At 41.4% G+C, this 15,408-nt stretch carries 13 protein-coding genes; 4 read left to right on the forward strand and 9 right to left on the reverse strand.

The genetic code is table 11. The annotated features are described in order from the left end of the window. Positions 1-9: 9 nt before the first annotated feature. The 3 genes from rfbF (at position 10) to OEL90_RS07095 (ending at position 3,131) form a co-directional block, all read left to right on the forward strand. A complete protein-coding gene (gene rfbF / locus OEL90_RS07085) occupies positions 10-789 on the forward strand; it encodes a glucose-1-phosphate cytidylyltransferase (RefSeq protein WP_291404353.1) in 780 nt (259 codons plus the stop codon). Positions 790-880: 91 nt separating this feature from the next. After that, the gene (locus OEL90_RS07090; protein WP_291404355.1) at positions 881-2,080 is read left to right on the forward strand and encodes a glycosyltransferase; all 1,200 of its coding nucleotides are present in this window, start codon (positions 881-883) and stop codon (positions 2,078-2,080) included. Positions 2,081-2,108: 28 nt separating this feature from the next. Next, positions 2,109-3,131 (forward strand): radical SAM protein, encoded by a 1,023-nt coding sequence (locus tag OEL90_RS07095; RefSeq protein ID WP_291404357.1) that lies wholly within the window; start codon positions 2,109-2,111, stop codon positions 3,129-3,131. A gap of 89 nt (positions 3,132-3,220) precedes the next feature. Here OEL90_RS07095 and rfbC read toward each other — a convergent pair whose 3' ends face one another. The 8 genes from rfbC to OEL90_RS07135 form a co-directional block, all read right to left on the reverse strand. Further along, positions 3,221-3,790, reverse strand: a complete 570-nt coding sequence (rfbC, locus tag OEL90_RS07100) for a dTDP-4-dehydrorhamnose 3,5-epimerase (RefSeq protein WP_291404359.1) — start codon at positions 3,788-3,790, stop codon at positions 3,221-3,223. A 107-nt stretch (positions 3,791-3,897) separates the two neighbouring features. After that, a complete protein-coding gene (gene rfbG, locus OEL90_RS07105; protein WP_291404362.1) occupies positions 3,898-4,953 on the reverse strand; it encodes a CDP-glucose 4,6-dehydratase in 1,056 nt (351 codons plus the stop codon). A 137-nt stretch (positions 4,954-5,090) separates the two neighbouring features. Beyond that, positions 5,091-6,206, reverse strand: coding sequence for a glycosyltransferase family 4 protein (locus OEL90_RS07110; RefSeq protein WP_291404364.1), 1,116 nt, complete (start codon positions 6,204-6,206; stop codon positions 5,091-5,093). A gap of 55 nt (positions 6,207-6,261) precedes the next feature. After that, a complete protein-coding gene (locus OEL90_RS07115; RefSeq protein WP_291404365.1) occupies positions 6,262-7,434 on the reverse strand; it encodes a glycosyltransferase family 4 protein in 1,173 nt (390 codons plus the stop codon). After that, positions 7,367-8,857 carry a hypothetical protein gene (locus tag OEL90_RS07120; protein ID WP_291404367.1) on the reverse strand — a complete coding sequence of 497 codons (1,491 nt, stop codon included), beginning with the start codon at positions 8,855-8,857 and terminating at the stop codon, positions 7,367-7,369. Before OEL90_RS07120 ends, OEL90_RS07115 begins: the two co-directional genes overlap by 68 nt. Positions 8,858-8,862: 5 nt before the next feature. Then, a complete protein-coding gene (locus tag OEL90_RS07125) occupies positions 8,863-10,326 on the reverse strand; it encodes an oligosaccharide flippase family protein (protein WP_291404369.1) in 1,464 nt (487 codons plus the stop codon). 85 nt (positions 10,327-10,411) lie between these two features. Beyond that, positions 10,412-11,698 carry a GNVR domain-containing protein gene (locus tag OEL90_RS07130; protein ID WP_291404371.1) on the reverse strand — a complete coding sequence of 429 codons (1,287 nt, stop codon included), beginning with the start codon at positions 11,696-11,698 and terminating at the stop codon, positions 10,412-10,414. Positions 11,699-11,737: 39 nt separating this feature from the next. Beyond that, the gene (locus OEL90_RS07135) at positions 11,738-12,832 is read right to left on the reverse strand and encodes a glycosyltransferase family 4 protein (RefSeq protein ID WP_291404373.1); all 1,095 of its coding nucleotides are present in this window, start codon (positions 12,830-12,832) and stop codon (positions 11,738-11,740) included. A gap of 296 nt (positions 12,833-13,128) precedes the next feature. Here OEL90_RS07135 and OEL90_RS07140 point away from each other — a divergent pair, with 296 nt between their 5' ends. Further along, positions 13,129-14,538, forward strand: a complete 1,410-nt coding sequence (locus OEL90_RS07140) for a sugar transferase (protein ID WP_291404375.1) — start codon at positions 13,129-13,131, stop codon at positions 14,536-14,538. 137 nt (positions 14,539-14,675) lie between these two features. On the opposite strand, the gene OEL90_RS07145 is transcribed toward OEL90_RS07140, so the two are convergent. Then, on the reverse strand, positions 14,676-15,170 hold the full coding sequence (locus tag OEL90_RS07145; protein WP_291404377.1) for a hypothetical protein: 495 nt from the start codon (positions 15,168-15,170) through the stop codon (positions 14,676-14,678). Positions 15,171-15,408: the final 238 nt, after the last annotated feature.

The following is a 15,408-nucleotide window of genomic DNA, read 5'->3' on the forward strand; positions in this document are numbered from 1 at the left end:
GGGCTCTGAATGAAGTTGGTTATTTTAGCAGGCGGCTATGGCAGCAGACTGGGCAATTTGACCAATACCATTCCAAAACCCATGATACAAGTTGGCGGCAGACCTCTGCTGTGGCACATCATGAAAATTTACTCATACTATGGCATTAAGGAGTTTATCATTTGCCTCGGATACAGAGGCGACGTGATCAAGGATTATTTTTTACACTACGAGTCACAGAACAGCGATTTTACAGTGAATCTCAAAGAAAAAAGTATCGAATATCACAGCAATCACTGTGAGGATGACTGGAAAATTACTTTGGTCGAGACAGGGCTAGACACCTTGAAAGGCGCTAGACTTAAACGGATTGAGAGCTTTTTGGATGAAGACATCAATTTGTTGACCTATGGAGACGGTGTCGCAGATATCAACATACTGGAGACAATTGAGTTTCACAAGAAGATGGGTAAAATTGTCACAATTTCTGGCGTTCACCCCCCTGCCAGATTTGGGGAGTTGACTGCTGACGGCGATGTACTCACTGCCTTTGAAGAAAAAGCACAGGCATCACAAGGTATGATTAACGGTGGCTATATGGTATTTAACAAAACGCTCATGAATTATCTTTCAACAGATCCTGCCTGCGATCTCGAAATTGGCACTTTAGATACTTTGGCGGTTGAAGGTAAGGTTGCTGTCTTTCGGCATGAGGGTTTATGGGCCTGTGTTGACCACGAACGTGATTTGAACTATCTTGAAGCACTTTGGAGAAAAAATAACGCATTCTGGAAAAAATGGGACAAATAACTTCCCGGGTAATATATCGAAGAAAAATATGACTGATCAAACTATTCGATATCATCACTTAACCCTCATAATTTAAAGGACTGGTTAAACCATGAAAATATTGATGGTCAACAAATTCCTATTTCCAAACGGCGGCTCCGAAACCTATATTTTTAAACTTGGTGACTATCTAAAAGCTCATGGGCACGAAGTCGAGTACTTTGGAATGGATCATGAACGACGAACTGTTTCCAACCGTGCTGACGCTTACATTTCAAATCTGGACTTTCACTCTGGCAAGCTGGTTAAATTGGTTTATCCTTTTAAAATTATCTATTCGCTTGAAGCCAGGAGGAAAATTAGAGCTATACTTGAAGCGTTCGACCCAGAAGTGATCCATTTGAATAATTTCAATTTTCAGATCACCCCTTCCATACTTTATGAAATCAAAGCTTTTGAGAGAAAAAAACAGCGAAAAATCTCAATTGTATATACAGCCCACGATTACCAGTTGATCTGTCCCAATCATATGATGAATGTACCTTCCACGAGAGAAAACTGTGAACGGTGTCAGGAAGGCCACTACTGGAATTGCGTTAAATTGAAATGTATACACAATTCACTGGCGAGAAGCCTGATTGGTGCCTTTGAGGGATACCTTTACAGACGACTCGGAACATATAAGTTTATTGACCATGTAATCTGTCCTTCCTATTTTATGGAAGATAAAATCTCCGCCAATCCAACTTTAAAAGGCAAAACAATACCGCTTCATAACTTTATAGCTGAGTTTGAGGAAATCCAGTCAAATAAAGAGCAGTATGTCCTATATTTTGGCCGTTATTCAGTGGAAAAGGGTATTAAGACACTTCTTAATGCCTGTAAGTCCCTGCCACAGATCCCATTTGTCTTTGCTGGAACAGGACCATTGGAACAAGAACTTTGCAGCATGCCTAACGTTACAAACCTTGGATTTTTAACAGGAGCAGCATTGGATGATCTCATAAGGAAAGCCAGTTTCAGTATTTACCCCTCTGAATGGTACGAAAACTGCCCGTTCTCCGTCATGGAGTCTCAAATTCTGGGGACACCTGTCATTGGCGCCAATATTGGTGGTATCCCTGAGTTGATCGAAGACGGTGTCTCAGGCGAGTTGTTTACCAGTGGCGACTATAAGGCTCTGACGAGCTCTATAGAACGTCTCTGGAATGACCAGGAACTATTATCTTCTTATAGAATGAATTGCTTAAGCAAAAAATTCGCGACACTCCCTGAATATTGCGATCAACTGATGCAAATCTACCAAGCCTGATCTGCATTGAGACTTGTGGGGGCATATTATGAGTAAGAGATCACTTTATGGCACTGTTATTGTCACCTATCGCTGCAACGCGCGCTGTAATATGTGCGACTGTTTCAAATATCCAACAGAACCAAATGAAGAAATCACACTTGAGGTGATCAGAAAACTGCCTGAAATGGCTTTCACTAATATAACAGGCGGTGAGCCTTTCATTCGCCAGGATTTACCTGAAATAGTCGAAGCACTCTATGAAAAGACAAACCGAATTGTTATCTCAACCAATGGCTTTTTCACAGACCGGATCCTGAACTTATGCAGAAATTTCTCAAATGTCGGCATTCGCATCAGCATCGAGGGACTGGCTGAAACCAACGATCAGATTCGTGGGATCCCAAACGGGTTTGAACGTGGTTATCAGACGCTGAAAACACTGGTTGATATGGGCCATAAAGACATTGGCTTGGCCATGACCATACAGGATATAAATTGTGAAGATCTGATCCCTCTCTACAATCTCGCGGAATCGCTTGGACTTGAATTCGCCACGTCAACTCTCCATAATTCCTTTTATTTTCATAAGATGGACAATAGAATATCTGAACCATATCGGGTCTCTAAGAATATCGAACTGCTGATCAATGAGATGTTGAAAAGCAATTCTCCAAAACAATGGTTCCGCGCTTACTTTAACCACGGCCTGATCAATTATCTCTATGGAAATCCAAGACTGTTACCATGCGATATGTCAAAAAACGGATTTTTCATTGATCCATACAGTGATGTTATTCCATGCAACGGAATGGTTCAAAAAGCGGTTATGGGAAACCTGAAGGATCAGAGCTGGGAGGAACTTTGGAATTCTGAGCAGGCCAATGAGATCAGAAAACAGACAAAATCCTGTGACAGGCGCTGTTGGATGGTCGGAAGTGCATCACCAGCGATGCATAAATACATTTGGGTGCCAGCCTGGTGGATTGTAAAGCATAAAATCTTCATGAAGGGATCTTACAGTCTGAATGAGAACCTCTTTATAAAAAAACCGCAGGATCCCTACGTTTGAGTTGTTTAAAGAATAATACATGCAAAAATAACAAAGGCGCGTTTCCCATCGTGAATTATTTTCATATCACGATAGGATACGCGCCGTCTTTATTTCGGTAATGACAAGGTTTTCAAATAAGTCCTAAAACTAGGATGTAACAAGTCTCTCTCAGAGATAGTCAGCTCACCCTCAATTAAATGTAGCGGCCACTTTATTGCCAAATCCTCGTCATTCCACAAGATTCCACTATCATGAGGCTTACTGTACCGATCGGTACACTTGTAGGTAATGACTGTTTCATCTTCAAGAGCCAGGAACCCATGCGCGAAACCCTCCGGGATGTAGAGAATGCAATTATTCCGTTCATCCAAATCAAAGCCTGCCCAACGTCCTAATGTTGGGGAATTCACCCTGAGGTCTACTGCGACATCGAACGCGGACCCCCGAGTCACACGTATTAGTTTTCCCTGTGGAAATTTTGACTGGAAATGAAGCCCCCTCAAAGTTCCTTTATGAGACATAGACTCAAACGTCTCATAGATCTCAATATCAATTCCATTTTTTAAGAACTCACCTTTTTCAAATTCCTTAATAAAATAGCCCCGCTCATCAAAGTGACAATCTGGCTCAATCAAGATCAGACCCTCCAAAGAGGTCTTCATGAATAAAAAAGACATAAGCTTCACCTCTTAATAGAATATGACGTCAAATTGAATGATGCTTCAAATTTGAAACAGACATCTTATCTTCCTGAAGTTTATTGAAGGTTCGCGCTTGATATTTCTTAATCCTTTGCAAAATATTCTATGATTTGCTCATCCATAATTTCATTTATGTCAGAATCTACGGAATAAGCCTTTGACCATACTATGGTTTTTTCCAAAGCAGTTTCAATATTCCATTTCGGTCTCCAGCCCAAGTGGCTTTTTATTTTTGAACAGTCCAATCTTAGGCGGCCAGTTTCATGAGGCCCATTGCTGGTTTCATAGTCGACCTCAACGCCTTCTCCCCACAATTCACAGAATAATCGCGTCAGTTCACCGGTAGTGATGAATTCTTCCTCATTCGGACCGACATTATACGCCCCTTCAAGTTGACGATTCTCATACTGTGCTCTCGCGATTAAAAGATAGGCACCAAGAGCCTCTAAAACATGCTGATAAGGCCTTATGGAATCAGGATTTCTAACATGGATCATTTTGCTCCCAAGTGCCGCCCTGACACAATCGGGAATAATTCTGTCTGCAGCAAAATCGCCACCTCCGATCACATTGCCTGCTCGGGCGGTGGAAACACTGATTTCCTTATCCCCAAGAAAGGATGCCTTATAGCAATGAGTAACCAGCTCAGAGCAGGATTTGCTGTTTGAATAGGGATCAAAACCATTCAGTGTATCATTTTCTCTGTACCCCCAGATCCATTCCTTGTTCTCGTAAACTTTGTCAGTTGTCACATTGATCACAGACTTGACCGTATCACATGCCCGGATGGCTTCAAAGAAATTGACTGTTCCCATAACATTTGTCTCATAAGTTAAGCGTGGTTCTGTAAATGAAGTTCTTACAATAGGTTGAGCTGCCAAATGGATAGCGATTTCTGCCTGCGATTCCCTCATGCATTCCAAGAGACTTTGTAAATCTCTGACATCTCCTGTGACAGTTCTCATCCTCTTATCTGATTGAATCAAAGAAAATAGATTGGGTTGGGTAGGGGGATCCAGTGAATATCCTGTAATATTGGCCCCTGCGTTACTAAGAATTTTACACAGCCAAGCACCTTTGAAACCTGTATGTCCGGTTATAAACACACTTTTTCCCTTGTAAAATTCAAGCAATCCCATAATTAACCCTCCCCCACTATTTTTTTGTGTCCAAATCCCTTTTGATCGCGCAATTGAGATTAACGTCTCTATATATTAGGTGACTTCTTTTCTGCCTCTATGCTTCAGTGAGTGATTAAGAAAAATGAACATTCTTATTACCCTTGAATGATGTCCTCGATCTCCCTGGCAATATTATCAATGTCAAAAAACGCATCAAATGTTTCTCTGAGATTTGCAGGATTATAATCAAGCCCAGCCATTTGCTCCAGCGTAGAATGAATAGTCTCACCGACACCCTCAGGTGTCATTTCACTGATAAAGAACCCGTTTTTCCCTTCAACGACATATTCGTCAAAGCAGCCTACACGATTAACAATAACAGGTTTATAATAGTAATTTGCGATTTGAATAGTCTGTGTCCCTGTCGCGTCTCGATATGGCAGAATCACAGCCCTGGATTTCACTATGTATTCTGCTAATGCTCTGTTAGATATATAATCATCCAAAAAAGTAATACTTGGATCCTGTGCCGCTGCCTTTTTAACTTCTTCCTTCAACTCACCGCGACCACCAATAATCACTATTCTTACAGATCTGCCTGTCGTGTGTAGGTATTGGTTAGCTTGAAGCAATAAATCCACACCTTTATAGGCTTCCAGTCTGCCATAAAAAATCAGGTCATATTCCAGAGCTGCATTATGCTGCTCTGCCACTTGCCTCAAATCCTGAAATTCCATGACTGACATGCTGGGCAACCGTACCGAGACCAGCTTTGCCTCCTTAAAAATCGGATGGATTTCGACTATCTCTGATTTTGCCTTTTCATAAGATAGAATACAGGTGGCTTTCCTCGCGTAAAACGGGTAGGCGAATCTCCTTATAAACCTAATGATCTTTTGTTCTCCCGAATGGTGCTTAGGATCATGAATGAAAACCGTCGTCTTAATTTTTCTTAGTGTTGGGATCATCAAGTGAACAAGATTGGGCCATTCGCTATCACTGTAAATAAATATTCCTTCAACGGTCTCCTGCTTGGCCAATTGAGCCAGTCTTATGTAAAAGCTTAAACAGTATAATTTGGAGGCTATTTTGCCCTTATTTCTGAAGTGCTCAAACACCAGACTATGGATCTCTGAATCAAATTCCTCAGATTTGCATAGTCCAGGAATGATGGCGATCAGCTCTTTTTTATTGTGGAAATGGTTGATCAATCCCACATAGCCATCCACAATGGCGTTTCTGTTGTTCGAAGCGCAAATTGTCATTATCATGGCATTAACCTCCCCAAACCAAACTTTGGGAATATCACGCAAGGACATAAAAACCTCAACGCATAATCTTTTCCAGGCTTAGAACAGCATCAATTTCTCTGGCAGCCGCTTCATTGAATCCTTGTGCGTAACTATAGCCAGAATCTGCGATTCTTGCAAGCTGGGCTTCATCCTTCATTAGACCAACAATGGCCTTCGCGCATTCTTCGGGCTCGTCCGCTACAATAAAATGAGTGTTACCGGCACAATCAAGCCCTTCAGCCCCATTGGAAGAGGTGACAAGGGCCCTGTGGAAGGCCAATGCTTCAACGTTTTTGATTTTTAGGCCTGTTCCTTTTGAAATTGGATTGATCACAATGTCAGCCATGGCATATGCGGTCTCCAGTGTTTCAACAATGCCAATCATTCTGATGCCAGCTGCTTCAACCTGAAGGTGATTACAGACGCTGCCAGCTATAATGAGCTCAGCGTCGCTAACTTCGCGCCTGACCATCGGAAAAATCTCTTTGATAAAATGTTGAATAGTCATGATATTTAAATCATTGCCTGAGGCAAGGAACAGCATTGCTTTCGGATTCGAAAGAGGCAATTTGCTGAGCGTTACATGATGCCCAATGACGCTCACCCGCCTCTGTCCCTCGATCAGATGCTCGAAGATCCTGCCTTCTTCCTCCTGGATGGCAATGATGACGTCAGCGCGAAGAAGGGCCTTTTTCTCGTCCTCACCTGATACAGAAAACCACCTGTATGGCATGTGATTTTGAATATAGAGTTTATAACGATCTGTAAATCTATCATGGGTATCTAAAACTTTTAGTTTTTCACATCCAAAGTGCTCAAGAATTCTGCTGAAAAATATGTACTCTACCCAAAGAACATCATAACCCCTCACTTGATCCAGATCCTTGACAAAGTTAACTGTCTTGATAGAACAATAATCATCTAATCCGTTGTTGACATAAAACATAAATTGTCTATCCGTAAACTTTTTTACAAATCGTCTTACAATGCTGAGGGGTGCTTCATTAAAATTGAATTCAACAGAGTGATAGTGACTGTCACCAACAAACAGTCGATCCTTATCTGTGTCACCTGCCTCCATGATCACATTCAGAAAATCGACTTCATGACCTGCTAATTGAATAGCGTGGCAAAGACTTCTAACACGGGCTCTGTTTCCCTGATTGGAGGGGTGCATTGGACATGGTGAGATCATCAGAATTTTCACTGCTAAGAGCCCCCCTTTCGTTCTCAAAGGCTTTTCTATACTCGAATTCCATAAAGACATAGATCAGTCCTACATAAAACAATGCCATTGTTTCCTGAAAAAAGTAAACCATCACACAATTTATCAAAACTGCACCGTTACACAGAAGTGGGAAAAAAACATTCCGGTTTTTCTTGTAGATCCACCATGAAATTTGTAGTGATTTAAACGTCAGTTGAAGCGAGACAAGGCTCCCAAGAAAACCATACTGATAGGTGTACCCAACAATCCCAACATCCACCATATAATGCCAAAGTCGTCTTCCTGATACAAACAACGCTTCCGGATAATCTATATTAAGGGATCCCCAACCAAATAACCAATGACCTTTCAGATTTTCCAAAAAATATTTGACAGCATACGACCTGATTTCCAAATTCCCGGAAACTGTGACAATTTCCTCAATGGTCTCAAAAATAAAATCCAGTCGTGGTACATTGCCCATAAGATAAAAGAATATTAACAGACTGGTTATTCCCAGCGTAAACCATAATAGAAAAGCCAGAATCCAACGCCTTGGGATTCTCCTCTGAAGGGTTGTCAATGCCAATCCAATCAGTATCAGCGATGTCAAGGTAATAAAGCGGCTTTGAGATATTAAAAGAAAAGTGCCAAGTTGAATAAGCAGCGCCAGACCGTATAGAAAGCGCTTACTCTTCAGTTCTTTTCCCGGTCTGACTAAAAGCTCGTTCATAGTAATAAAGGCGCCAAACAGCATGAACACAGTGAATTCCGTGAAACGGATATTGCCGTATCGGTACCTGAAATCTGTAGACAGAAAAATTATTTTTGGATACAGAAAAGCCTGCAATATGTAAATTAAACCTGCCACTATTGAGCAGTAGATCAGCAAAGTCTTGAATTTCTCATATCGCTTCTGATCCTCAATGAGAAAACATCCAAAGAAATAGACAAGAATCAGAGAGGGTATCATGAGATTATAGATGCCCTTGATGAGTGGCTGGCCAATAGTGAAATAAGCAGTAAAGACTGAAATGATGTGATAGCCTATAAACAGCATCATGCTTTTGAAAAGTAAAAACTTGCTCTGTACTATTCTGGGAAGATACAAGATAAACACAACCAGCAAAAAGAAACCTGCAAGCTGTTTCAGATCGTAAATAAATATTAATCTTGATCGATCGAAAATATAGAAGATATTCTCAACAATTAGAATTAAAGCTAAGAAGACCATTTCCCTGATTCTATGCGCCATAAGAAAATAAAGCAAAGTCGAAAGACCAAAAAAAGTCAGAATTCCAAAAATACCGTCTATAAGGAACATCACATAGGAGATCAGGAGAATAAGTGAAATTGCAAGCATTATGAACAATGGCCTATACCGCTTTGACAGCCTTAGAACTTTAACGATGATATATTCCATATGCATCAGGCTCCTTTCAGCGAGGATAAGCCCTTAAGCACGACTTGAATCAGTGATTTGTCAATTTGACCTGATGCGAAATAAGTGATAAAAGTTGTCAAAATATATAAGGTTCCATAAACAAAGAAGTTGAGGATATCTCCAAGCGGCAACAGTGTTGAGATCAAAGCAAAAATGGCTGCAATGGAACCAGAGGTCATCAGAATTTTTGCAAGGCGTTTAAATTCAAAAATGTCGGTGAACTTTGTCTTTGTGAATCTTGTAACAGTAAATATTTCCATAAAATTAACAAAATATTGAATAACCACAGTTGCCACTGCAGCGCCAATCATCCCAAATATCCTTATTAGATACAGACTTAGGATTATGTTGCCTACAATCCCCAAAAGGGAAATAACGGCAATATACTTTTTCTTATCAATCACCATTAACAGATGGCAATAGATGGCGAAAGTAATCATATATCGCAGCAGATAGACCCTCATGATGGGTATGGAATCCAAATAGCGCTCAGAAAAAACAAAACGGACGTAGCCTTTAGTGAAAATCATGAACAGCCACATGAAGGTTATGAGAATCAGTGCCGTATTGGTCGCCGCGCCTCTCCACAGGAGCAGTCCATCTTCAAATGACTTTTCGGTGGTCTCCTTCGCAAGTTTTGGCAGTACGATTGAACCTACAGTGACCGTCAGCAATTGAACAATTGGGATGTTCATAGCACCATTGTTGTATATGGCGTAATCCTCTGTTGAGAAATTTGCGGAGACAATCATTTGATCTACATAGACATTCAATGTAATCAGGATTAAGGAGACACCCATTGGAAATGAAAACCGAACCAATTCTTTTAGATACGGCCAGTTAAAATTGAACCTGAATGTTTCTTTCCTAAGGATAATTGTGAGCATCACAACGCTCTTTATCAGCTCAAACAGCGCAATCTCAACGATTAAATAAAATTCGCTTTTTGACAGCAGGATAATTATAACCGCAAAAGAATAGTGAATTGAATAGGATAAGACCTGAAGCTTTCCCATAAGAACAGCCTGTCCCGACCCAAAGTAATAGCTTTCCAACAAACTTTCAAATGCATAAATCATAGTCAGTGCCGCTATCACCGGCATATAATCGTTCAGGAGATCATTGTTCATAAAATTACTCAACGATGTCCTGGAAAGCAAAAGAATAAAAGCTGCCGGAAGGATAACCAGGATCTTGATAACGAACATGTTGGTAATGAGTTGATTGCGCTTGATAGTGTCAATGATTCGATAGTTGTAGGAGATTGTCTCATTCATGCCAAGAAGCAGGATTAGATTGATGGTATTCGCGACTAAAAGGGCCTGCCTATAGGTTCCATATTGATTTTCAGTAAGGAATCTGGATATGAACATAACAAACACAAGTGCCAAAACGCTCTGATAAGCCTTGCCAAACAAACTGAAAGCAGACTCCTTCAATAGTGTCATGATGCTCCCTACCTTCTGCAATCTTGCCACACTTTGACTGTTATATAAGGATCACCTATTCAACAGCATTGCCGTGAAGGCGCCCTTATTCTTGGAAGGCAATTCCTAGGAATCGTACATCCTGTTCTTCGAAATTCGACACAATATAACGCACCTTGCTGCGACTGGAATTATTGGATGCCGCTAATATGACAGGACCTTTTTTAGCCAGGCTGCTGAGCAGGCGTTCCTCTGTGCTGATACTTACAATTACCAGATCATAAGTCTTTTCAATCTCATCAAGGAGTGTGTCAAACTTTTCCACTGTCTCTGAATTGAAACCAATGCGGTTATCCGTCCCAATCAATATGTCAAAGGAATAGGATACGTTTCGAATCAGCTTTGACAAAGGCTCATTCTGAAGAAGTGCTTTTATAAGCCTGTTTTCATGGCCATAACTATAGGTTAATATGCTGCTGAAGGGTTCTGAGGGATTAACTGGAATAAACAAAGTTTTTTCAAAGGTTTTTCCCATATAATGAGCCAGCGTCAAAGCAAAAGCCTCATTTTTGCCTGTTTCATCACAGGTAAGCACAGTGCAGAATCTCTGTCTGTTTTGCTCAGTGTCATTCAGGACATTCTGCCAGACTTTATGATAATCCTCATTGTTCATGGTATTCAGAAGGTGCATGATATTTCTCTTTTTCATGTTGTATTTCGAATAGCTCAGTACCTTTTTCCCGGTAATGATTTCAGCCTCAATATAGGTCTTGAGCTCCCCGTTCACAAGAAACTTAACGAGAATAACGCTCATTCCAATGAATGCTCCCAAAATCGCGCCAAGAAGGATCAGCATAACCTTATTGGGTGCGACTGGCTCTTGAGACAAATATGAGCTATCCACATTTTCCACTGTTGAAATGCGAACAATTTTTGCCGCTTCCCGGGATAAAATACTTTCAATTCGCTTTGAAATACTCATGGCAAACTCAGTATTCGAGCTGTCATAACCCACTTTAAAAAAAGTGGAGTCAGTATTAATTTCCATGTACAAATTCTCAAGGTATTCCTCCATGGTCAGGTCGTCAATATTTATTTCAACGCCTGGTACAGCCTTGACCTCATTAAAAAAACTCCGACTCCCAATAAGCTGCTCAATATCCAAAAGCAGAAGATTATAGAATTCGAACTCATTAATGGTAAAGAAAGCACTATTCAACTCAGATTTGTTTAAGTAATAGGTCGCGCTCACTCTATAGACAGGAGACAGGTTCGCGATTAGAATCACCGCCATGGCTGCACCCACGACCATTGAAACTCCAGCGATCCAAAGATTCTTGAAAAAGTACAGGAAATCATTCGCCCAATTTCTATCCTCGTATGACTTTTCCATAGCTGCCCCTCCTATCAGACCTGCTGCTATAATCTCAGGTTAGAACACAGATTTATAAACATTCTCCGTATCTGCTGCTACAGCATCCCAGGAAAATCTCCCTTTGATGTAATTAATGGTTTCCTGATCATCATAACCGTTTTTTGAAGTTAGAAGTCTTTCCAGACAGTCCCTTAAATCCTCTGCATCTCTGCTTCGGAAGGTATAGCCATGATCGCCCAATACAGCCTTATTTTCCTCAATATCACTGGTCAGACAAAGCGTACCATAACTCATAGCTTCCAGGAGTGAAATTGGAAGGCCTTCTACAGTAGAGGGCAGCACATAGAGATAAGCATGACCGAAGAGCGCTTCCAGAAGCTCACCTTCGACAAATCCAGTGAATAGAATTTGGGGGTTGTCCTCCGCCTGACGATTAACTTCTTTCAAATACTGATCAGAATGGCTGGCCCCACCCGCGATTACCAGCTTCTTGTCAGTCTTCAGGCCTTTAAACGCCTCAATTAGCAAATGAAGGCCTTTTTCCGGAACTATCCTGCTCAGAAAAAGTATGTAGGATTCCTCTTCCAGTCCAAATTTCTCAAGCAGGATCTCTGCCGATGGTTTCGGCTTCACATAGACTCCATTCGGAATATACCTGGGTACTTTGCGGTACTTCTCTTCAAAGTATGGAAGAAGTGTTTCGCTGACGCTGATTGTCTGATTAGCAAACCGCACACCGATCTGCTCGCCCAGCTTTAGAATCAGCTTTGTCAGTCTTCCCCATTTTTCCCGCTTCCAATCAAGACCGTGCACCGTACAAATCACTTTACGACCAAAAAATCTGGGAAGAAATGCAAATAAGGATGGTCCAAGCGCATGGAAATGAACGAGCTCTGCCCCTGATTTCAAAGCATGGATAGTAGCGGCTGCTGTATAACTGATGGTGTCAAAGTGCTTTGTGTTCACACTTGAAATATGTACGATCCGCATACCCTTGTAGTCATCCAGGATCTCGCTGCAATAATCACCTCTGGCGTAAATTATAAGTTCATGCCCAAATTGGGCGAGCCGGCATCCAATTTCTTCCACATGTATTTCGATCCCTCCCGCTCGAGAGGGCATTCCTTTTTGACCGATCATGGCAATTTTCAATCACATAACCTCCTCAAAGGAAATCCAGAATTTAGAATTGTTTTAAATGGGTACAATAGTCTTAGAATAGAACATTCATAAAGTGCTTTGTTTTCTCATTTATACCCTTTGTCACAAACTTCATAATCATAATTCACGAATAAATAACCTGTAATTGCCAGTCATTGGCCGGTTACTCAACCAGAATCAAACGGAAGACCATTTTTATGAGATGGATCTGGAACCAGAGACTCTTCCGAAGGCTTAAAACAATGGCACTTTCTTGATTTATTATGCAGCTTTCGTGAGGTGATCCTATGCTGCGTTGGAGAAGAAAAATAAGATATATGGCTTATATCATAATAGATATTCTTACTATTCTCTGCGCACTGCTGCTGTTCAAATCTCTGTTCAGAGGCTCTGCTGTGTCTTTGGATGAATTGAGTTCGCTTGAGTTTATTGGTCTTTGGAGTCTGGTGTCCACTATATATGTCACCCTCTTTTATTTGACCAGCCTATATGAGAATATCATTGAGGCTGAAGGAAAGTTCACTGGAAGAATTCTGATGAAAACGGCCGCATGCAGCGTCCTCGCGATCCTTCTTATTCACATTTCAACTGCCGCCTTCAAGGCGCCTATTACCTATAAATGCGTTGTGCTCTTAGTCTCCTTAATACTAATCCTTCAAACGCTTTCCAGAGCGGTGCTTAAATACATTGAATTTGGAAAGAGTGAAGCCATTCAAACCAGGAATATTTTGGTTATTGGCGCTTCAGACGTGGGCAGAAGATATGTCGCGGAAATACAAAAACACAGTTATTTAAATCTTAATATAATTGGATACGTAAAGATCCTCGACTCTGATGTTTATGATGACCTTAAGGACTTAGGGACGCTGGAGCACCTGGATCAGATCACCTCCACGCAAGTCGTCGACGAACTGGCAGTGGTTAAGCCGCTTTCCTTTGATCCAAGGATTAAAGGAAAGCTTAATCAGTGCCAGTGCACGGGCATAACGATTACTATGGTACTGGAGCTTCAAAATACTGACTTGACAAAAGCAGATGTGGCTATGGTAGGCAAAATCCCAGTTCTCAAATTTCACTTAGTCAGCCTCAATGAAGGACAACTTTTTTTAAAGAGACTGCTTGACGTTTCCGGCGCCTTGGTTGGCATGCTGCTGTTCGGATTCGCGTTTCTGATCTTTGCGCCTTTGATCAAACTGGAATCACCCGGACCTGTCATCTTCAGGCAAGAGAGAGTAGGTAAAAACGGTAGAGTCTTCACCATGTGGAAATTCAGGTCCATGGTCAATGACGCAGAGTCCCACAAGGATGAGTTGATGGAGAGTAATGAAATGAATGGCCATATATTTAAAATTGAAAATGATCCGCGTGTAACAAGAGTGGGTGCCTTTCTCAGAAAGAGCAGCATTGATGAGCTTCCTCAGTTTTTCAATGTTCTGAGGGGCGATATGTCCCTGGTAGGAACAAGACCGCCAACAGTAGATGAATATAGGGCATATGAATCCTCCCAGCGCTGCAGGTTGAGTATCACGCCTGGTTTGACGGGGATCTGGCAGATCAGCGGGAGATCGGATATCAAAGATTTCGAGGAAATCGTCAAAATGGATATTGAGTACATCTCGAACTGGTCTTTGCTTTTGGATTTGCACGTCATCCTTAAAACCTTTGGCGTTGTCCTGAGCGGACGAGGTTCAAGCTAATCTGTCCAATGCGCCGCATCCATTCAAAAAGGAGTTGTCAAAATGATTCAGTATCATCCTGACAACTCCTTATCCATCTCTTTGATCAGATACCGGCTCGTTTCACCGTCTGTTTATTAAAGATCGAAATAATACTTTTAGTTCTTAAAGCCTGGAATTTTAAGCCATAAACCAGATGCGTCGTCATCACCAACGTACGCAAAAGAATCTCCATCAGCCATGAAAGAAATACCGGCGGCGACATAGCCATCATCATCATCTTCAATAATTGGAGCAAATAAAGGTTTAAGCTCTGGAATTGAGAAATGCATGACAAGATCCATTTCACCGTCGAAGTTGACATCCTCCATGTGCCATCTGAGCGGTGCAACTGTCATATTGTCTGCACGGCCAAAACGGACTGAATTAGGATCAATTTCATCGACCTCAAAGATGTCATCGTTTCCGCTGAGAAGTGCTACTGGAAGGACACCTCTGCTGTTAAAGTTAACAGCATTTGGGCAGCTGCCAGGTTTGACATCAACAAACTTCTCACCGGCAGCAAAAGCAACGCCCATAAGTAAAGTCATCAACGTTAGGGACAGGATCATCAAAATTGTGAGCTTTCTTTCAAAGTGATTGTTGCATAACATAACTTTTCCCTCCTTTGTTCCTAATTGGAGCTTAATAAATAGTCTTATAACGAGCGCAGTATCCTGCAGCAATGGAATGTTTCGAGCTTACCCGCTTCATTCCCACCTCCTGGTCATAAAGGAATATTGACCGCTCCATACCTAACTTTCAATTATTCAAGAGAAGCCGTTTCTCGAAGAATTTTGACAGAATTGTTTTGGATACATAATTCTATCCCGCCAAAGTGTGACGCGCCTA

Origin of the sequence: Acidaminobacter sp., from assembly GCF_030247605.1 — a bacterium.
Lineage (GTDB): Bacteria > Bacillota > Clostridia > Peptostreptococcales > Acidaminobacteraceae > Acidaminobacter.